The organism is Cupriavidus sp. 86D6 (assembly GCF_057815095.1).
This window is the reverse complement of sequence record NZ_JBYPSB010000008.1, coordinates 68,659-86,275: the sequence shown is the minus strand read 5'-3', so window position 1 is coordinate 86,275 and position 17,617 is coordinate 68,659. Positions and strand designations below refer to the sequence as shown.

17 protein-coding genes are annotated in these 17,617 nt (G+C 68.1%); 11 read left to right on the top strand and 6 right to left on the bottom strand.

Translation table 11 applies throughout. From position 1 onward, the window contains the following. Nucleotides 1-20 precede the first annotated feature (20 nt). The 5 genes from AC3G88_RS19060 to AC3G88_RS19040 all read right to left on the bottom strand — a co-directional run bounded on the left by AC3G88_RS19060 (nucleotide 21) and on the right by AC3G88_RS19040 (nucleotide 5,722). Nucleotides 21-800: a DUF2894 domain-containing protein gene (locus AC3G88_RS19060; protein ID WP_488773412.1), complete on the bottom strand. Its 780-nt coding sequence runs from the start codon at nucleotides 798-800 to the stop codon at nucleotides 21-23. Continuing rightward, entirely contained in the window at nucleotides 793-1,458 is a 666-nt protein-coding gene (locus AC3G88_RS19055; protein ID WP_488893773.1) for an OmpA family protein, read from the bottom strand. The genes AC3G88_RS19060 and AC3G88_RS19055 overlap by 8 nt, the downstream gene beginning before the upstream one ends. Continuing rightward, nucleotides 1,455-4,070, bottom strand: coding sequence for a DUF802 domain-containing protein (locus tag AC3G88_RS19050; protein WP_488773414.1), 2,616 nt, complete (start codon nucleotides 4,068-4,070; stop codon nucleotides 1,455-1,457). The genes AC3G88_RS19055 and AC3G88_RS19050 overlap by 4 nt, the downstream gene beginning before the upstream one ends. A 6-nt stretch (nucleotides 4,071-4,076) precedes the next feature. After that, nucleotides 4,077-4,775, bottom strand: a complete 699-nt coding sequence (locus AC3G88_RS19045) for a DUF3348 domain-containing protein (protein ID WP_488773475.1) — start codon at nucleotides 4,773-4,775, stop codon at nucleotides 4,077-4,079. Between the two features lie 218 nt (nucleotides 4,776-4,993). Continuing rightward, nucleotides 4,994-5,722 (bottom strand): IclR family transcriptional regulator, encoded by a 729-nt coding sequence (locus AC3G88_RS19040; protein WP_488773415.1) that lies wholly within the window; start codon nucleotides 5,720-5,722, stop codon nucleotides 4,994-4,996. Nucleotides 5,723-5,944: 222 nt separating this feature from the next. Between AC3G88_RS19040 and AC3G88_RS19035 the strand changes: the two genes are divergently transcribed. The 7 genes from AC3G88_RS19035 (at nucleotide 5,945) to AC3G88_RS19005 (ending at nucleotide 12,509) form a co-directional block, all read left to right on the top strand. Further along, nucleotides 5,945-6,868 carry a tripartite tricarboxylate transporter substrate binding protein gene (locus AC3G88_RS19035; protein WP_488773416.1) on the top strand — a complete coding sequence of 308 codons (924 nt, stop codon included), beginning with the start codon at nucleotides 5,945-5,947 and terminating at the stop codon, nucleotides 6,866-6,868. Between the two features lie 48 nt (nucleotides 6,869-6,916). Further along, nucleotides 6,917-7,615: an RraA family protein gene (locus tag AC3G88_RS19030; RefSeq protein ID WP_488773417.1), complete on the top strand. Its 699-nt coding sequence runs from the start codon at nucleotides 6,917-6,919 to the stop codon at nucleotides 7,613-7,615. Further along, entirely contained in the window at nucleotides 7,612-8,556 is a 945-nt protein-coding gene (locus tag AC3G88_RS19025; RefSeq protein WP_488773418.1) for a hydroxyacid dehydrogenase, read from the top strand. Before AC3G88_RS19030 ends, AC3G88_RS19025 begins: the two co-directional genes overlap by 4 nt. A 126-nt stretch (nucleotides 8,557-8,682) precedes the next feature. Further along, nucleotides 8,683-9,687 (top strand): Bug family tripartite tricarboxylate transporter substrate binding protein, encoded by a 1,005-nt coding sequence (locus AC3G88_RS19020; RefSeq protein WP_488773419.1) that lies wholly within the window; start codon nucleotides 8,683-8,685, stop codon nucleotides 9,685-9,687. Nucleotides 9,688-9,696: 9 nt separating this feature from the next. Next, entirely contained in the window at nucleotides 9,697-10,620 is a 924-nt protein-coding gene (locus tag AC3G88_RS19015; protein WP_488773420.1) for an SMP-30/gluconolactonase/LRE family protein, read from the top strand. Beyond that, entirely contained in the window at nucleotides 10,617-11,474 is an 858-nt protein-coding gene (locus AC3G88_RS19010) for an amidohydrolase family protein (RefSeq protein ID WP_488773421.1), read from the top strand. The genes AC3G88_RS19015 and AC3G88_RS19010 overlap by 4 nt, the downstream gene beginning before the upstream one ends. Nucleotides 11,475-11,501: 27 nt before the next feature. Further along, nucleotides 11,502-12,509: a Bug family tripartite tricarboxylate transporter substrate binding protein gene (locus AC3G88_RS19005; RefSeq protein ID WP_488893772.1), complete on the top strand. Its 1,008-nt coding sequence runs from the start codon at nucleotides 11,502-11,504 to the stop codon at nucleotides 12,507-12,509. Nucleotides 12,510-12,548: 39 nt separating this feature from the next. On the opposite strand, the gene AC3G88_RS19000 is transcribed toward AC3G88_RS19005, so the two are convergent. After that, nucleotides 12,549-14,111, bottom strand: a complete 1,563-nt coding sequence (locus AC3G88_RS19000) for a serine hydrolase (RefSeq protein WP_488773423.1) — start codon at nucleotides 14,109-14,111, stop codon at nucleotides 12,549-12,551. 305 nt (nucleotides 14,112-14,416) lie between these two features. On the opposite strand from AC3G88_RS19000, the gene AC3G88_RS18995 reads away from it, so the two are divergent. The 4 genes from AC3G88_RS18995 to AC3G88_RS18980 all read left to right on the top strand — a co-directional run bounded on the left by AC3G88_RS18995 (nucleotide 14,417) and on the right by AC3G88_RS18980 (nucleotide 17,612). Further along, nucleotides 14,417-15,562, top strand: a complete 1,146-nt coding sequence (locus AC3G88_RS18995; protein ID WP_488773476.1) for a DUF4382 domain-containing protein — start codon at nucleotides 14,417-14,419, stop codon at nucleotides 15,560-15,562. Between the two features lie 28 nt (nucleotides 15,563-15,590). After that, on the top strand, nucleotides 15,591-15,752 hold the full coding sequence (locus AC3G88_RS18990; protein ID WP_488893788.1) for a hypothetical protein: 162 nt from the start codon (nucleotides 15,591-15,593) through the stop codon (nucleotides 15,750-15,752). 373 nt (nucleotides 15,753-16,125) lie between these two features. Then, nucleotides 16,126-16,719 carry a tetratricopeptide repeat protein gene (locus tag AC3G88_RS18985; RefSeq protein ID WP_488773424.1) on the top strand — a complete coding sequence of 198 codons (594 nt, stop codon included), beginning with the start codon at nucleotides 16,126-16,128 and terminating at the stop codon, nucleotides 16,717-16,719. 65 nt (nucleotides 16,720-16,784) lie between these two features. Then, on the top strand, nucleotides 16,785-17,612 hold the full coding sequence (locus tag AC3G88_RS18980; RefSeq protein ID WP_488773425.1) for a CsgG/HfaB family protein: 828 nt from the start codon (nucleotides 16,785-16,787) through the stop codon (nucleotides 17,610-17,612). Nucleotides 17,613-17,617 lie beyond the last annotated feature (5 nt).

Sequence of the window (17,617 nt, the reverse complement as noted above, 5' to 3'; positions counted from 1 at the left end):
GGCGGTGCGGGCACCGTCGCTCAGGCCGTGCCGCTCCCGGACCGGGACGACCTGGTCCGCGCCTTGCGCGGGGCAGGGGCGCGTGGCGCCTCGCGGTCGGGCACGAGCGAGATGGCGTGCATGCCCTCCAGCCAAGACAGCGCATCGACGTACGACAGGAACTGCTCCAGATAGCCGGGCGACACCTCGCGCATCAGCGACAGCGAGCGATGCACCAGGTGATTCGTGTTCAACGGCCCGGCGTTTTCCGGCACACCGGCCTGCGAATCGCGCAACTGTCGATCGACGCTGACGCGCGCCCAGGTGTCGCGGAAATAGTCGGCCAGCGCCGGCTCGGCGTGTCGGGCGCGATGCGCGTTGACGGCAGCCGGCGTGCCGGATGCGCCCGGTACCTGGGACGCGGAGCGGGTGCCCGGCGGTGCGGCCGGATCTGCCGCCGGATGCGGGTCCGGAAGAGCGTCCTGCGGATAGGCCCGGCCAAGCCGCGCCGTGAGGGCGGCCAGGCCGGAGTGGGCGTCGGCCCGCTGCAGCGACGTGCCGGACGCAGGCGCCTCGATCCCGGCGCGCGACAACCGATCGCCAAAATCGGCAACCAGCGCAGCCAGGCGCTGCTCCAGCCGTCGCCGCGGCTCGCCATCGTAGGCCGATGCGCGCCGGGCCAGTGCGTCGATAAAGCGGAAGCGAACCGGATCGGCGCGGTCGGCGCCGCTGTCGCGCCAGCCGTCGATCCGGGCGCGGGCGTCGCGGCGTTCCTCGCGCGGGTCGGCGGTTGGCTCGTCGCGCAATTCTTCGCTATGCATCGGGTTTGGACTGGGCTGCCGTGGCGCCGCCACCGGCCGAGATGCGCGGCACTGGCGCAATTTCCACGCGGCGGTTCTTCGCCCGGCTGTCTTCCGTGGCATTGGGCGCAACCGGCTGCTGCGATCCAAACGCCGCCGAGAACACCGACGCTGGCGGCACGCCCGACTCGATCAGCGCGCGGGTCACGGTCAGCGCCCGCTGGGCCGACAGTTCCAGGTTGTCGGCGAAGCGCCGGTTACCTTCCCTGACCTGCTGGTCGTCGGTGAAGCCGCTCACCATCAGGATCTCGTCGCGCGCGCCCAGATAGGCCGACAGCGGCGCCGCCAGGCTCTTGAGCAGGGTGCGGCCCTCGGGCTGCAACTGGTCGGAGTTCAGCGCGAACAGCACGTTGCCGCTGATGCCGATGCGGCCATCCTTGAGCGTGACGCGGCCGGCTGCCAGCGGCCCGGCCAGCGCCTGTTCCAGCGTCTGGCGGCGCTTGAGCTCCGCCTGCCGCTGCTTGACCTCGTTCTCGAGCCGTGCCGACAGCTCCATCTGCACGCCGATGACGCCCAGCAGCACCAGCACGAAGGCGCCCAGCATCACCGACATCAGGTCGCCAAACACCGCCCAGGCCGGGACGGTCGGCTCCACGCCGGCGTCGATATCGTCCGTCATGCCGCCTCGACCCCAGACTGTTGCGCGGAAAACTGCTGCAGGTTCTCCAGGATCTGCTTCTGCGACAGCATGCTGAGATCGACCACCTCGCGGGCCTGCGCCACGTAGTAGGCCAGTTGCTCGTCGCTACGGGACATCGACTTGTCGAGCGCGGCCTCGATGCGGGCCAGGTGCTCGGCCAGCTTGTCGTTCGAGGCGCCAAACAGCTGCACCGCCGCGCCGAATGCTTCGCCCAGGCTCGCCACCTCGACGGCGCTGCTGGTGATCTGCGCGGCAATGCCGTCCAGCTTGCCGGTCTCCTGCGCCACCTGCTCGGTGAAGCGCGTGCCCACGCGTTCCAGCAGGTCGGCCGTGGTCGTGACCAGGCCATCCACCGCCGTGCGCTGTTCGGTGGAAGCGTGGTTCACGGCGTCGAGCAGCGTGCCCAGTGTCTCCAGCAGGCGGCCACGTTCCTCCAGCATCGCGTTGTCGCGCGCCATGCCGTCGGTCAGCTTCTGGCGCAGTTCGGCGATGACGTCGGCAGCCGCCTTGGGCGCCTCCGTTGCCACCTGGGCCAGACGGGCCACCTCGGCGATGGTCTCGCTGGCTTGCTGCTGCGTGTGCGTGGCGATGTCGTGGGCGGTCTGCGACAGGGCGTCGCGGATTTCCCGCTGATGATCGGCCGATTGCGTGCTGGCCTGCTGCCATTCGTCGCGCATGGTTGCGGCCATGGCGGCCAGCGTGTCGCGCCATGCGGTCAGGCGGGCTTCGTCGCGCGATGCCAGTTCGGCCTGCAGCGCGGATGCGGCCTGCAGCAGGCGGTCGATCTCGGCCACGGTGCCGGCGGCGTGGGCCTGGGCGTGCGTGGCGATGTCGCGCGCGCTTTGCGACAGGGCGTCGTGCACGTCCTGCTGGCGGGCCGCCGCCGTGGCGCTGGCCTGCTGCCATTCGTCGCGCATGGTTGCGACCATGGCGGCCAGCGTGTCGCGCCATGCGGTCAGGCGGACTTCGTCGCGCGATGCCAGTTCGGCCTGCAGCCCGGATGCGGCCTGTAGCAGGCGGTCGATCTCGGCCACGGTGCCGGCGGCGTGGGCCTGGGCATGCGTGGCGATGTCGCGGGCACTTTGCGATAGCGCATCGTGGACGTCCTGCTGGCGGGCCGCCGCCGTAGCGCTGGCCTGCTGCCATTCGTCACGCATGGTCGTGGCCATGGCGGCCAGCGTGTCGCGCCAGGCGGACAGGCGGGCTTCGTCGCTGGCGGCCAGTGCCGACTGGCGCGCTGTCTCCTGCGCGGCCAGTTGCGCTTGCAGGTCGGCGTGCGACTGGCTGACCGTGGCGGCGATGCCGGCGGCGTGTTGGGCAAAGGCGGACGAGGCGTCGGCCATGGCCTGGCGGCCGGCGCCGGCGAGTGCGGCACCCGATTGCTCCAGCCGCGACAGCGCCGCATCCCACGTACGGGCCGCGCCGGCGTTGGCGGCGTCGAGACGGGCAGCCACTGCGTCGACCATTGCCGACGAGCGTGCCGTGAAAGCTTCCCCGAAACCGTCAAGCGATGTCCGCAGGTCGGACGTCAGCGCCGTGTTCGCCTGCTGGTGCTGCACCAGGGCCTGCTGCCAGGTGTCGGTCACGGCGGCCGTCGTGGCCGCGAAGCGCGCGGACAGGCTGTCCAGATGCTGCTGCACGGTCTGCGTGACGGTGTCGCGCACGGTGGCGGCTTCGTGGGCAAGACCGGCCATCGTGGTGTCCACGGCGGGCTGGATGGCCGCGCTGGCGGCACGCGCGCTATCGGCGATGCCTTCCTTGAGCGACTGCCCCACGGTGTCGGCCAGCCGCGCATAGGCGGCGTCGGTGCGCGCGTGAAAGGCATCCTGGTTGGCTGACAGGCGCTCGCCAAGGGCTTCGTTCTGGCGGGCCATCGCGGTGGTCATGGTTTCCAGCCGGTCCACGAGCACGGGCATCAGCTCGGCCTGCCGCTGCAGCAGCGCATACACGGCGTCGTGCTGGTGATGGCGCGAATGCACGTGCAGCGTGGTGGCGATGCGTTCATCGAGCATTTGCGCCGCCTGCACCCGCTCGCGGCGGACCAGCGCGGAAAGCAGCCCAAGCATGGCGGACGTGGCCACGCCGGCCACCGACGTCCCGAACGCGAAGCCCAGGCCCTTGACCGGGGCGGCCAGCGACGCGCGGATGGCCTGCAGGTCCGCGGCGCTTTCCAGCGCCACGCCGGTGGTGCGCAGCGTGCCGACCATGCCGAGGAAGGTGCCGAGCATGCCCAGCAACACCAGCAGGCCCACCAGATACGGCGTCATGGCCGGGCCGGGCAGGGCCACGCGCTCGCCTTCCACGCGCAGGCGCACCGCGTTGCGCAGGCTCGGATGCAGGCGGTCCAGCCACGCTGCAAGGCTCGCTGGCGGCGTGGCCAGGTCGGCTAGCGCGGCGGTCAGCGTGGGCGTGGCGTCGCGGTAGCGGCGCAGTTCCAGTGCGCCGCCCACATAGAAGCCGCCGATGATCAACGTGACGGCCAGCGCCAGCGCGTTCGTGCCGGCGTAGCCCGCGCCGACCCAGCCGACGACGGCCAGGCCCGCAAGAAAGACCGCCAGGGGTGCGGCAACGGTTGTGAAAGGTTTCTTCATGTCGATTCAGCTTTCGCGCAGGGCCGCGAGCAGCGCATCCACCGGCTGGAAGCGGATCTCCAGTTCGGCCAGCAGCACACTCTGCATATCCCTGCGAAATTCGTTGAGCCACGCGCCCTCAGCGCCGCGCAGCCGTGTGAAATGCGGTTCCAGCATCCCAGGCACGGCGGCCAGCACAGCCTGTTCGCGCGGGCCGAGCACCTGCTCCATGACGGCATCCAGCATGGCCAGCCGCCCCGCCGGCGCCGTCCGCGCCGCCAGGGCCGTACGCAGCCGCGCACGCAGTCCGGCGATCTCGTGTTCCATTTGCTGCTGCAGCGTCACGTAGCGCTGGCGATGCACGGCGAAGTCGGCTTCGGCCGGATCGGGCGCGGCGGCGCGCGACGGCATGCGGCGACGGGTATCGGCCGACGAGGCCTGGCCCGTGATCGCCGCGGTCAACTGGGCGCGCACATGGGCGCCGGCGGCGTCACCCATCGGTGAAGGCCTGCCATGGCTTACCCGCGCCGGTGCGCCGGACGGCACTTCCGGCGGATTGCCGTTGAGCGCGGCCGATAGCGCGATGGCGTCGGTCCAGCCCAGCCACCGGCTCATCACCGCAGACAACGACGGCGCGGCGCCAGAGGCACCGGCATCCGTCAGGCGAGCCAGCAGGCGTAGCAGTTTCGGGCCGCTGAGACCCGTGCGCTGTGGCACTTGCATCATGTCGCCAGGATGAAAAAACGGGGAGTTTACACGGTCGGGGGCCGGTAGCGCCGGCAAATCAGGGAAGACGATGAAGATCGCCAGCTTGGTCTGGCGGACACGCCACCTCTCGCCGAGCGTGCATCCGGCAGGCGGACCCAGGCCATCCATTGCGGAAAGCCCCTTCGCCCGGGCGGGAATGCCGGGGGAGGGCGGCGGCCGATGTCACGGCACAGGCTTCAGTCGTGCGGGACGTTCCCCGTGCCGTAGATCTTCTCGCACCATGCCGGACTCGCGCCCAGCAGCCTTGACAGTTTGGTGGCCGCCACGAGCTGCGCGCGGCTGATCTCGGCGCGATCCGCCGCCTCCAGGCGCGAGGCCGGGCCGGAAAGCGCAAGCGCGGCGATGAACTTGTCGCCGGCGCCGAACAGCGGCGTGGCGAAGGCTGCGGTGTAGATGTCGCGCACGCCGGCGGTGAACCACGGCAGCGGCTCGTCGCGCCGGGCCGATTCGTCCGCCTTGCCCCAGTACTTGAGCACCGACGCGATGGCCGTGTCGTCGAGCGGAAGGATGGTGCCCGGCAGGCGCGTCTCGCGCAGGCCCTCGCTCGGCTCGGCGCGATACGGGCACATGCGATGCTCGTCGCCGTGCAGCACGTAGTACGACGCGCTTTCGCGGGTGGCCAGCGCCAGTTCCTGCAACACGGGTTCGATCAGCGAGCCGAGCTGGAACGATTGCTCGTACAGCTTGCCCAGGTAAAGCACACGCGGCCCCAGCGCATAGCGCCCGTCGGCCGTGCGCACCACATAGCTCATCCGCTCCAGCGAATTCAGCAGACGGAACACCGTCGTCTTGTGCATGCCGGAGTTGCTGGACAGTTGCGCCAGCGACTGGACCTCCGCGCCAAGGCGGAAGCAGTCCAGCAAACCAAGCGCCTTTTCGACGGCGGCTACCCCGTGGTTACTCATTGTTGGTTCCGGTACGTAATTTCGATGATTGTACTGTGTACAACGCCGTTTTGTACCGTACACGGGTATACGCCAAGTGGAGTCGCGACCTTTACGGACTATAGTTGTCTCAAATTTATGAAACGCTGTTGTACATCGTACAACGCAGCAAAACGGAGACAACCAATGCGTCAAGTCCGGTCCCCCCGATCCTTGCGATCGCTTTTCGTCGCGGCATTTGCGATGACCGCCATGTCCGCGCACGCGGCCTGGCCCGACGACCGGCCCATCGAGGTCTACGTCGGTTTTGCCGCCGGGGGCGGCACGGACCTGCTGGCGCGCGCGATGGCGCCGTACCTGCAGAAGCATCTGGGCGGCAAGGCCCGCATCGTGGTGGTGAACAAGCCGGGCGCCTCGGGCGAGATTGCCTACTCGGCGCTGGCGCGGGCGGCGGCCGATGGCTACACGATCGGCATCGTGTCGACGCCTTCGCTGCTGACGATTCCGATCCAGCGCAAGCCCAAGTACGACCCGGCCGGCATCGTGCCACTGGCCCGCGTGGTCGACGATCCGGCCATGTTCGTGGTGGCGGGCGACAGCAAGCTGGGGTCGCTGGCCGATCTGGTGAAGCAGCTCAAGGGCAACCCCGAAGGCTTGTCGATGGGCAGCAACGGCATCGGCACCAATGGCCATATGGCCGCGCTGGCCTTGCAGCAGGCCACTGGCGCCCGCGTCAATCACATTCCGTTCGCCGGCACGTCGCAGACCAAGACGAGCCTGCTGGGCCACCACATCGACGTGATGGCCATGAGCACGACCGAATTCACCGAGGCCGACCGGGCGTCGAAGGACGTGAAGGTGCTGGCGCAACTGGGCACCGAGCGCCGCCCCGGTCTGCTGGCCGATGTGCCGACGGCCCGCGAGCAGAAGCTCGACATCACGATCTCGTCCGAGCGTGGCTTTGCGGCACCGCGCGGCCTGCCACCCGAGATCGCCAGGCGTCTGCAGGACGCCATCGAGGCCACGACGAAAGACCCCGAATTTCTGGCCCGCGCCGTCAACGAGGCGCGCGGCATCTCCTACCTGTCCGGCACGGCGTGGACCCAGCACATGGCCACGCAGCGCGGCAAGTTCGAAAGCCTGTGGAAGCTCGCTTCCACAAAGTAATCCCCCGAGTTGGACCCCCTTGTTTGTCCGTCATATCTGGAGTCGTACATGAGCACCCAAGCCAAAGCATCCCCCGCCATCCGCCGTGATTTCGAGCGCGTTTCGCCCGAACTGGTGGCGCGCGCGTCGAAGTTCCAGGCCGCCATCCTGGCCGATGTGGTGGGCCGTCGCGGCACGCTGAATGCCCGCGTGCAGGGCCTGTCGCCGGCCATGAAGGTGTGCGGCCCGGCACTGACCGTCGAAGTGCGTCCCGGCGACAACCTGATGTTCCACGTGGCGCTGGCGCTGGGCAAGCCCGGCGATGTGATCGTGGTGGACGGCAAGGGCGACCAGACGGCCGCGCTGTGCGGCGAGATCATGGCCACGCAGGCGCAGGCTTCGGGACTGGCCGGCTTCGTGATCGATGCCGCCGTGCGGGATTCGCACGAACTGGCCCATGGCAAGTTTCCGATCTTCTCGGCCGGCACCAATCCGTGCGGCCCCACCAAGGCCATTGGCGGCCTGGTGAACTGGCCCGCTTCGGTGGCGGGCGTGGCCGTCAATCCGGGCGACCTGATCGTGGGCGACGCCGACGGCGTGGTCGTCATCCCGCGCGAAGACGTGCCGGCCATCCTGGAACTGGCGCAGAAGAAGGTGGATGCCGAAGCCAAGCGCATTGCCGCCATCAAGGCCGGCGACCTGCGTCCGGGCTGGCTCGACAAGGAACTGCGCGCCGCTGGCGTGCTGGCCGAAGGGGAATCGCTGTGAGCATCGCGAAGAAACCCGTACTGCTGGTCACGGGCAATGACCTGGCGCCGCAGGCGCTGGAACTGCTCAAGGATTTCGAGGTGGTCTTCGCCGGCAAGCAATGCAGCGAGGAAACCGTGCTGGCGCTGGCCCTGGAAAAGGACCCCGTGGCCATCATCGTGCGCTACGGCAAGGTGGGCGCGACGGTCATGGATGCCGCGCCGTCGCTGAAAGTGATCTCCAAGCACGGCAGCGGCATCGACGTGATCGACCAGAACGCCGCCGCGCAGCGCGGCATCGCCGTGAAGGCGGCGGTGGGCGCCAACGCCGCCGCGGTGGCCGAGCACGCATGGGCACTGATCCTGGCCTGCGCCAAGGCCGTGCCGCACCTGAACGCGCGCATGCGCGCCGGGCATTGGGACAAGGCGATCCACAAGAGCATCGAGCTGAACGGCCGCACGCTGGGCATCGTGGGCCTGGGCGAGATTGGCCGTCGTGCCGCCGTGACCGGCGTGGCGCTGGGCATGCGCGTGATGGCGTTCGATCCCTATGCGAAGACGGTGCCCCAGGGCGTGACGCGGGTGGACAACCTGCCGCAGCTGTATCGCGAGGCCGATGTGGTGTCGCTGCATTGCCCGCTGACCGACGACAACCGTGGCATGCTGAACCGCGAGACGCTGGCCCAGTTCAAGGACGGCGCGATCCTGGTCAACACGGCGCGTGGCGGCCTGATCGACGAACCGGCGCTGGCCGAGGCGCTGGCCAGCGGCAAGCTGTATGCGGCCGGCCTGGACAGCTTCGCGGTGGAGCCGATGACCGTGCCGCATCCGTTCCAGCAGATCGAGAACCTGATCCTGTCGCCGCATATCGGCGGTGTCAGCGACGCGGCCTACGTGAACATGGGCGTGGGCGCGGCGAAGAACGTGCTGGCCGTGCTGCGGGACGCCGCCACGGCGGTATAACGGCGTAACGGTGTAACCGTGTAAGGGTGTCACGGTGTAAGGGAAGCCCCGGCTTCCACAGACAGAAACAGGCATCGCGGCGGGTTTGGCGTCAGCCATACCCGTCACAGTTGCCAGGAGACAACGATGTTGCATCGCGCATTTTTTCCCTCATTGTTCCGTTCGTGTGCCCGTCTGGCGGTACCGCTGGCCGCCGCCGCGACACTGGCCGGCCTGGGCGTGCCAGCGCTGGCGGCGTATCCCGACAAGCCGGTGCGGATCGTCGTGCCCAACCCCCCGGGCGGCGCCGTCGATGTGGTGACCCGCAAGGTGGCGCAGAAGCTGACCCAGCAGACGGGCCAGAGCTTCGTGGTCGAGAACAAGCCGGGTGCCTCGGGCACGATCGGCACCTCGCAGGTGGTGAACGCGCCGGCAGACGGCTACACGCTGCTGGCCAACGACAATTCGTACACCACGCTGCCCTATGTCTTCAGGAAGCTGAACTGGGACCATCAGACCGCGCTGGTGCCCATCGCACCGTTTGCGTTCTCGCCGGTGGTGGTGGGCGTGAAGGCCGATTCGCGCTTCAAGGACCTGCAGTCGCTGGTCAGCTACGCCAAGGCGCATCCGGGCGAAGTGACGTTCGGCTCGGGCGGCCCCGGCAGTTCTCCGCATTTTGCCGCCGAGGCGTTCCAGCAGGCCGCCGGCATCAAGCTGATGCACGTGCCGTACAAGGGTGCCGGCGAGGCCATGGTGGGCCTGCTGGGAGGCAGCGTCGACCTGCTGGTGGTGTCCACGCCAACCGCGCTGGCGCCGGTCAAGGGCAATCAGATGCGCTTGCTGGCCATCAGCGGCAAGAGCCGTGTCGATGTGTTCCCGAATGTGCCGACGTTTGCCGAAGCCGGCCTGCCGGCCTTCAGCCTGTTCAACTGGTCGGGCCTGGCCGCGCCGAAGGGCACGCCGAAGGAAGTCGTCGACCGCCTGCAGGCCGAAGTCCACAAGGCGCTGCAGTCGCCCGACATGAAGGACTTCCTGGCCAGGATGGGCTCGCAGCCGGGCAATCTGGACAGCCCCGCGTTTGCGCAGCTGATCCAGCGGGAAACTGCGCAATGGGCCACCGTTGCGCAGAAGGCCAATATCGAAAAGCAATAAGGGGTCGCGATGCTGCTGCTTCAGCCTCCCACCGTCCGTGACGCCGCAGTGCTCACCCGCCTGCCCGACGCGTTTCGCCGGCACGATCGGGACAACGCCTGGTCGCTGGCCAATCGCGGCGGCGCGGCCACCGATTCGTTCCTGGAAGGGCCCGTCTGGTCGGACGGCCATCTCTGGGTGACAGACATTCCCTACGGCCGGATTTTTCGCGTATCGCTGCAGGGCGACTGGGAACAGATTGCCGAGTACGACGGCGAGCCCAACGGCATGAAACGTCTGGCTGGCGGCGATTTCCTGATTACCGACTACCGCAATGGCTTGATGCGCCTGGATGCCCGTACCGGCACCGTCACGCCGTTCCTGGCGCGGCGCAATTCGGAGCGATTCCGGGGCGTCAACGATCTGACCTTCGATTCGGCCGGCAACCTGTATTTCACGGACCAGGGCCAGACCGGCATGCACGACCCCACGGGGCGCGTGTATCGGCTGGCGCCCGATGGCAGGCTGGATGTGCTGCTGGCCAACGCGCCCAGCCCCAACGGCCTGGTCCTGTCGCTGGACGAGAAGGTGCTGTACGTGGCCATGACGCGCGGCAATTGCGTGTGGCGCGTGCCGCTGCAGGCCGATGGCTCGGTCAGCAAGGTCGGCCAGTTCTTCACGTCGTACGGGCCGAGCGGCCCCGACGGGCTGGCCATGCGCGCCGATGGCTGCCTGCTGGTGGCCAATCCGGGGCTGGGCTATGTCTGGGTGCTCAACCACCGCGCCGAGCCGGTCGAAGTCATTCGCACGCCGATCGGGGCATCGCTGACCAACCTGTGCTTCGGCGGGGCCGACGGCAAGACGCTGTTGATGACCGAATCCACCACCGGTTCGATCCTGTGCGTGCCGATGCCGGAAGGCGGTGCCCCGGTGCATGGGGGACGTCTGGCATGAGCACCGGCGCAAGCCCCGCCGCCGCATTCGCAGGGGCCTGCGACTGCCATGTGCACGTCTATGACAGCCGCTATCCGGTGGCGCCGGGCGCGACGTTGCGGCCGCCCGATGCGTCGGCCGACGACTATCGCCAGGTCCAGCGCCGGCTGGGCACGCAGCGCGCGATCGTGGTGACGCCTTCGACCTATGGCACCGACAACGCCAGCACGACAGACGCCATCGCGGCACTGGGCCCGTGCGCACGGGGCGTGGCCGTGGTGGCCGCCAATGTCGCCGACGACGAACTGGCGCGGCTGCACCGGGCGGGCGTTCGCGGCATCCGGCTGAACCTGACGCTGGCCGCGCCCGTATCGCTCGACGATCTGCCCAAGCTGGCCGCGCGGATTGCCGCATACGGATGGCATGTCCAGCTCAACCTGCCACCCCAGTGGCTGCCCGACGCGGCCGGCATGCTCGCTGCGCTGCCGGTGCCGATGGTGTTTGATCACTACGGCCACTTGCCGCCTGGCAAGCCGGAGGCAGAGCCGGCCTTCCGCGTGATCGCCGGCCTGGTGGCGGCCGGCAAGGCGTGGGTGAAGCTGTCCGGGCCCTATATCGAATCGCTGGAAGGCGCGCCGCACTACGGCGACATGCGGCCGCTGGCTGCGCGCTTCCTGAAGCTGGCGCCCGAGCGCATGCTTTGGGGGTCGGACTGGCCGCACCCCACGGCGCAGGCCAGAGGCAGTCGTCCGATCGACGATGCCGCCGTGCTGCACACATTCGTGGATTGGTGTGGATCGTCCGATACGGCGCAGCAGGTGCTGGTTCGCAATCCGCAATCGCTTTACGGGTTCGGGGACATGGCCCCAGCCTGAGTCGTACCGCAAAAAAGAACTGGAGACATGATGTTCACATCGCTTTGCCTGTCGGCCCGCATGCGCAAGCTGGGCCTGTCGGTCTGCCTGACCGCCGCATCGTTCGCTGCTGGCGCGGTCCATGCGCAGACCGACTGGCCTGCCGGCAAGGTCATCAACTACATCGTGCCGTACCCGGCCGGTGGCACGACAGACATCCTGGCGCGCCTGGTCGCGCAGAAGGTGGGCCAGGCGCTGCACACCACGATCGTGGTCGAGAACCGGCCCGGTGCCACCGGCGCCATCGGCTCGGCCTTCGTGGCCCGCGCCGCGCCGGACGGCTACACGCTGCTCGGGGCATCGACGGCCTCGCACGCGATCCACCCGGCGCTCAATCCCAAGCTGCCGTATGACGCGGTGAAGTCGTTCACGCCGGTGGCGCTGCTGGGCACCATCCCCAGCGTGCTGATCGTCGGACCGAACAGCCCGTACAAGAGCGTCAAGGACCTGGTGGCAGCCGCCAAGGCCAAGCCCGGCACCGTGAGCTATGCGTCGGGCGGCAACGGCACGATCCTGCAGATGTCGGCGGAACTGCTGCAGCAGCAGGAAAACGTGCGCATGAACCACGTACCGTACAAGGGTGACGTCCCGGCGATCCAGGACGTGATGGCCGGCCACGTCGATTTCATGTTCGCGCCCACGGCGCCGATCCTGCCGCATGTGCAGGCCGGCAAGCTGCGTGCGCTGGCCGTGGCTACCGCAGCGCGGGTGCCAAGCCTGCCAGCCGTGCCGACGATGGCCGAAGCCGGCGTGGCGAACTTCGAGGCCGAGCAATGGCAGGGCATTTTCGCGCCGGCCGGCACGCCGCCCGCCGTCGTCCAGCGGCTCAACGCCGAGATCAACCGCGCGCTGCAGGACCCGGACGTCAAGGCGCAACTGGCCAAACTGGGGATCAAGGTGGTGGGCGGCGCGCCCGAGCGGCTGGCCGAAATCCAGAAGACCGATATCGCCAAATGGAGCCGCGTGGGCAAGGCCGCCAACATCACGCTCGAATAACGCCGCGCGCGCCGTAGGGCCTGGCGGCGTGTCTTCCCCTCACCGCGAAAACACCCCTAGCCCCTCGTGATCGTAGTACTCCAGCCACACCCGGTCGCTGCCAAAGACGGCTTGCGAGATCGTGCCGGGTGTGGCGTTTTCGTTGTGGAGGGTGAACGTGAAGTTGTCGCCGTCCCAGTGCGTGAGCGGCAGCGTCAGCGGCCGGGCGCCAAGCGTCATCACCAGTGCGCCGCCTTGCTCGGTGACCTGCAGCGACCCGTAATAGTCGTTGCGATAGGTGCCGGTGTAGGTTGACAGGGCCCGTGCCGGCAGCGGGCTGGCTGGCGGCGGCTGGCCGACCAGGCGGCCCTCCGGCAGCAGCAGTGACGCCAGGGCATCGGTGAAGATGGCGCCCCAGTCGCGGCGGAAGGCGCCGTATTGCACCAGGTCGAAGAACTGCGCGTTCAGTGTCTCGGGGATGCCGATGGGGTAGCCGTTGGTCAGCGTGACGATGGCCAGGTTCAGCGACGGCACGGCCGTAAAGGCGGTGGCCGCGCCCACCGCGAAGGCGCCCGAATGGCTGTAGGACGTCAGGCCCAGCTCGGTGGTGCCGACATTGAAGCCATAGCCGTACCAGCTTGCCGGCCGGCCGTTGACGGGCGGGCCGCTTTGCATCTGCTGGTCCAGCGCGGGCGCCAGCGCAGCGGCATCGACGATGCGCTGGCCGCCGAACTCGCCCCTGGCCAGCAGCATGATCAGCCATTTCGCGAGGTCGTTGACCGACGAACTGACGCCGCCGGCCGGCGATTGGGCATCGGGCATGGTTCCCAGCCCCTGCACCCAGGCGCCGTTCACCTTGACGTGGCCAAGCGCACGGTTGTCGCGGGCGGCAAAGTCGGCGTAGCGCGAACTGGTGCGTGTCATGCCCAGCGGCTGGTAGATGGCCTGTTCCGACAGCGTGGCCCAGTCGATGCCGGCGGCGGTTGCCACGGCTTCGGCCCCGGCCGTCATGCCGAAGTTGGTGTACGCGTAGGCGGTGCGCAGTGGGTGGACGGGCAGGAAGCGCAGGCGTGTCAGTACCTGGCGGCGGTCGTAGCCCATGTCTTCGAGCCGGTCGCCGGCATGGTCGGGCAGGCCCGACCGATGCGCGTAGCAGTCGCCGACGGTCACGGCCTGGGTGGAATCGGCATCGGACAGGGCAAACCACGGCAATTGCGCGATGACGGGCGTGTCCCAATGGATGCTGCCGCGCCCCACCTGCCGTGCCACCACCGTGGCGCCGATCGGCTTGGAAACCGATGCCAGCTGGAACACGGTATCGGCATCAACGGGCGCGGGGTCGGTCACCAGCCGCCGGCCGAATCCCCTGGCATACACCGTCTGGCCGCCGTGCACCACGGCGACGGCCATGCCGGGCACGCCGGAGCTGGTCATCAGGTTGGTCGCCAGCGTATCGACCTGGGCGATGGCCCGCGTGATCTGCGCATCGGGAACGGGAGAGGGCGCTGGCGCAGGCGCGGGGGCCGGGGCGGAATCGCCGCCGCCGCAGGCGGGCAGGGCGGGGATCAGCACGCCGCCCAGCGCGGCACCTAGGAAGCGGCGACGATCTCGCAGTGTGCCCACGGCGGTTCTCCTGGCTGGAAATGCTGATAACGCTGCAAAAGGGGGCGCGGCTCGCGCACGTGGATAAGCATCACTGTAGGCGAGCCGGTCGGTGGCGAACGTGCTGTGGCCCACTTAGGGCCTGCGGGCGATGCCGATCTGTTTCATTTTCGTTACGAATCGTTGCAAAAGCAGGTCCGCGCTGGCGTGCGCCGAGCCTATGCTTTGGGCACCACCGCGCCCTGAGGAGAGGCCCTGTCATGACAATCAGAAGCCAGCAGCTCGATCTGCCCAAATTCCTGGCCCGTAGCCTGGCCATATTGCCGATGCCGTTCCTGGTCGTCGCGTGCGGCGGCGGCGACGGCGGCAACGACAACACAACGTCCACCAACGGCACGTTGCATGTGGCGATGACCGATGCCCCGGCCTGCGGCTTCGACCACGTCTTTGTCACGGTCAGCAAGGTGCGGGTCAACGCCAGCAATGCGGCAGGCGACAACGACAGCGGCTGGACGGACATCGCCCTTGCCACGCCGCAGCGGGTCGATCTGCTGTCCCTGAGAAACGGCGTGCTGTTCGACCTTGGGCGGGCGCCGCTGCCCGCCGGGCAGTACCAGCAGGTGCGGCTGGTGCTGAGCGCGAACCAGGGCAATTCGTTGGCCAATGCGGTGGTGGTGTCCGGCACGACGGCCGAACTGCCGCTGGCCACGCCCAGCGCCACGCAGAGCGGGTACAAGATCATCCAGCCCTTCACTGTGCCGGCCAACACGCTGGTCGACCTGATTCTGGACTTCAACGCTTGCAAGTCGATCGTCCAGCAGGGCAATGGCGGATACAGCCTGAAGCCTGTGGTCACGGCCACGCCGATGACCGTCAGCGGGTCGATTACCGGCTTTGTGGCGCCCGCGCAGGCTGGCGCCACCGTCTACGCGGAGCAAAACGGCAAGATCGTTCGCGGCACCGTGGCCGATGCCAGCGGGAAGTTCGTGCTGACGCCGCTGGTGCAGAGCAGCACAGGCGGCAACTACGACGTGGTCATCGTCGACAACAGGCTGCCGTCCGGCCATGCCACCGGCATCATCGGCGCGGTGCCGGTGACGGCCAGTGCCACGACATCGGTCGCCACGGCCGGGTCGCCGATCACGCTGCCGGCTTCGACGACCAACACGGTGTCCGGCAAGGCCACGGCTTCGGCGCAGGCTGACGTGCGCGCACTGCAGTCCATTGGCTCGGCGTCCTACGAGATTGCATCGACCAACGCCAACCTCGATACCGGCGCGTACTCGCTGGCCTTGCCGGCCGCGGCGCCGCTCGCCGGCACCTACAGCACGACGCTGCCGATTGCGTTGTCGGCCGTGTCGTCGGCCGCCGGCCAGTACTCGGTGCAGGCCACCAGCGCGGGCGGCGCGACGCAGACCAGTCCTGTCAACGTGTTCAACGGCGGCCAGTCCGGCGTCAACTTCAGTTTTTAAACCCGGTGACTGACAGGCTCAGTCGCCCATGCAAACCATGAAAACCATCCTCATCATGCTTGTTACCAGCGCCACACTACTCGGCGGCTGCGCCTACTACGTGCCAGACAGCGGGCCGGCGGCCCGTCCGCAAGGCGGCCCCGGCAACGGATTCTGTCCGCCGGGCCAGGCGAAGAAAGGCAACTGCTGATCCGCGGCAAGGCCCGGACGCAACGGCAGGCCGGTCACTCGACCGGCCTTTTTGTTTTGCCGCGCAGCAGCGTAGTGCAAACGAGAAGCGGCGGCCGCAGTGCAACCATACATAAGCGCCGCTCGACCAGGCAGGGGCGCGCGCCGGAGCGTTACCCACAGGGTGGGTAGACGGCTGGCTACATGTTCCCTGGATGCAAAAGCGAATGATTACTGTTGCGTATTGGGCACGCCCGTCTGCTCCGGGTGCTGGCAATGGGTACAAAGTATTGCAATCGCTACATGTACTATGGTTACAATCTAAACGTTTGCTTACAATGTGCTGTTGTAGCAAAACGAATAAAAACTAAACAAATCTTCGGGGTGGTCGTTTCATGCGTTTCTTTACTCATTTGGTATTTACGGCAATTGTCGGCCTGGCCGCCTGTGCCCAGACGCCGGAATCGCAGTTGTCGCGGTCGCCCACCGTACGCCTGTGCAACGGCAACGCCTGCGCCGAGCAGGACCGCCGTGTCGCCACTTTCACCCCGGCAGGCCCGACCGAATCGGACCGGCGCATGCAGGCGCTGGCGGAAAAGGCGGAAGGTAATCCCAACGCCGCCTACGACCTGGGACTGCGCCTGCTGCGCGGCGACGGCGTGGAGCGCAACACCTACCAGGCGCTGGAATGGATGCGCAAGGCTGGCGACAACGGCCATGTGCAGGCGCAACTTGCGCTGGGCCGCCTCTATCTGATGGGCTTCGAGGAAATGGGCGCCGACCCGGCCGAAGCCGAGGCATGGCTGACCCGTGCCGCTTCCAAGGGCAACAAGGAAGCCGCGGCGCTGATTCCGCAGGCCCAGGCCGCCAAGAAGGATGAACAGGCCCTGTACCGGGTGCGCGAAGCCTATCGCACGTCGTGGTACGCGTGGTACAGCAGCTATCCGTATTACTGGGTCTGGGGCCCCTCCGGCTGGTACCAGCGTTAAGCGCCGGTCGCCATTTCTTCCCTTCCCGATTTTTCCCTTACTTCCGTCAACAGGAACGCGATTTCATGTCCAAGACAATCTCTCTGCGCGCGGCCGCACTGGCCGCGTCGATGGTGCTGGCCGGCTGCGCCAACATGGGTGGTGGCTCGATCAGCACCGGCACGGCGCCTACGGCGGCCACCGGCGCAGCAGGCGGCGCAACCAGCGTGAACGCCAACCCGACGCTGGAGCGTTGCGACACGCCGCTGGGCACGCTGGCCGTTGACGATGGCCGGGGCAAGGAATGGTATGCAAGCTTTGGCGCCGCCACGAAGATCACGACCATCGAGCCGCTGATCCGCCTCGCCGTGCAGCAGTCGAACTGCTTCGTGATCACGTCGGTGGGCAACAACCGCACGGAAAGCAAGCTGTCGAACATCACCGACAAGCAGCGCAACTCGGGTGAATTCCGCGCCGGCTCGAAGCAGCAGAAGGGTCAGCGCGTGGCCGCCGACTACTACATGGAGCCGGCCATCATCATCGACAACGACGCCACGGGCCAGCTTGCCGCCGGCGTGGGCAGCCTGTTCGGCGGCGTTGGCGCGCTGGTGGGTGGCGCCATGGCCAGCAAGGCTTCGGTGGTGACGCTGACCATGTTCGACATCCGCTCGGGCGTGCAGCTGTCGATCTCGGAAGGCAATGCCACGGCGACGAACTTTGGCGCGGCGATGGGCGCGTTCGGCGGCGGTGCGGCCGGCGGGCTGGGCGGTTTCTCGCGCACGCCGGAAGGCAAGGCCACCGTGGCCGCGTTCATGGACGCCTACAACAACATGGTGGTGTCGCTGCGCAACTACAAGGCACAGGAAGTCAAGGGCGGCCTGGGTCGCGGCGGCCAGCTGAAGGTCGGCTCGTAATCCTG

Coding starts and splice junctions, on each gene's coding strand:
- AC3G88_RS19010 (WP_488773421.1), top strand. CDS start 10,617: ATGAGCACCGGCGCAAGCCCCGCCGCCGCATTCGCAGGGGCCTGCGAC.
- AC3G88_RS19060 (WP_488773412.1), bottom strand. CDS start 800: ATGCATAGCGAAGAATTGCGCGACGAGCCAACCGCCGACCCGCGCGAG.
- AC3G88_RS19040 (WP_488773415.1), bottom strand. CDS start 5,722: ATGAGTAACCACGGGGTAGCCGCCGTCGAAAAGGCGCTTGGTTTGCTG.
- AC3G88_RS19005 (WP_488893772.1), top strand. CDS start 11,502: ATGATGTTCACATCGCTTTGCCTGTCGGCCCGCATGCGCAAGCTGGGC.
- AC3G88_RS19055 (WP_488893773.1), bottom strand. CDS start 1,458: ATGACGGACGATATCGACGCCGGCGTGGAGCCGACCGTCCCGGCCTGG.
- AC3G88_RS19035 (WP_488773416.1), top strand. CDS start 5,945: ATGACCGCCATGTCCGCGCACGCGGCCTGGCCCGACGACCGGCCCATC.
- AC3G88_RS19050 (WP_488773414.1), bottom strand. CDS start 4,070: ATGAAGAAACCTTTCACAACCGTTGCCGCACCCCTGGCGGTCTTTCTT.
- AC3G88_RS19020 (WP_488773419.1), top strand. CDS start 8,683: ATGTTGCATCGCGCATTTTTTCCCTCATTGTTCCGTTCGTGTGCCCGT.
- AC3G88_RS18985 (WP_488773424.1), top strand. CDS start 16,126: ATGCGTTTCTTTACTCATTTGGTATTTACGGCAATTGTCGGCCTGGCC.
- AC3G88_RS19015 (WP_488773420.1), top strand. CDS start 9,697: ATGCTGCTGCTTCAGCCTCCCACCGTCCGTGACGCCGCAGTGCTCACC.
- AC3G88_RS18995 (WP_488773476.1), top strand. CDS start 14,417: ATGCCGTTCCTGGTCGTCGCGTGCGGCGGCGGCGACGGCGGCAACGAC.
- AC3G88_RS18980 (WP_488773425.1), top strand. CDS start 16,785: ATGTCCAAGACAATCTCTCTGCGCGCGGCCGCACTGGCCGCGTCGATG.
- AC3G88_RS19030 (WP_488773417.1), top strand. CDS start 6,917: ATGAGCACCCAAGCCAAAGCATCCCCCGCCATCCGCCGTGATTTCGAG.
- AC3G88_RS18990 (WP_488893788.1), top strand. CDS start 15,591: ATGCAAACCATGAAAACCATCCTCATCATGCTTGTTACCAGCGCCACA.
- AC3G88_RS19045 (WP_488773475.1), bottom strand. CDS start 4,775: ATGATGCAAGTGCCACAGCGCACGGGTCTCAGCGGCCCGAAACTGCTA.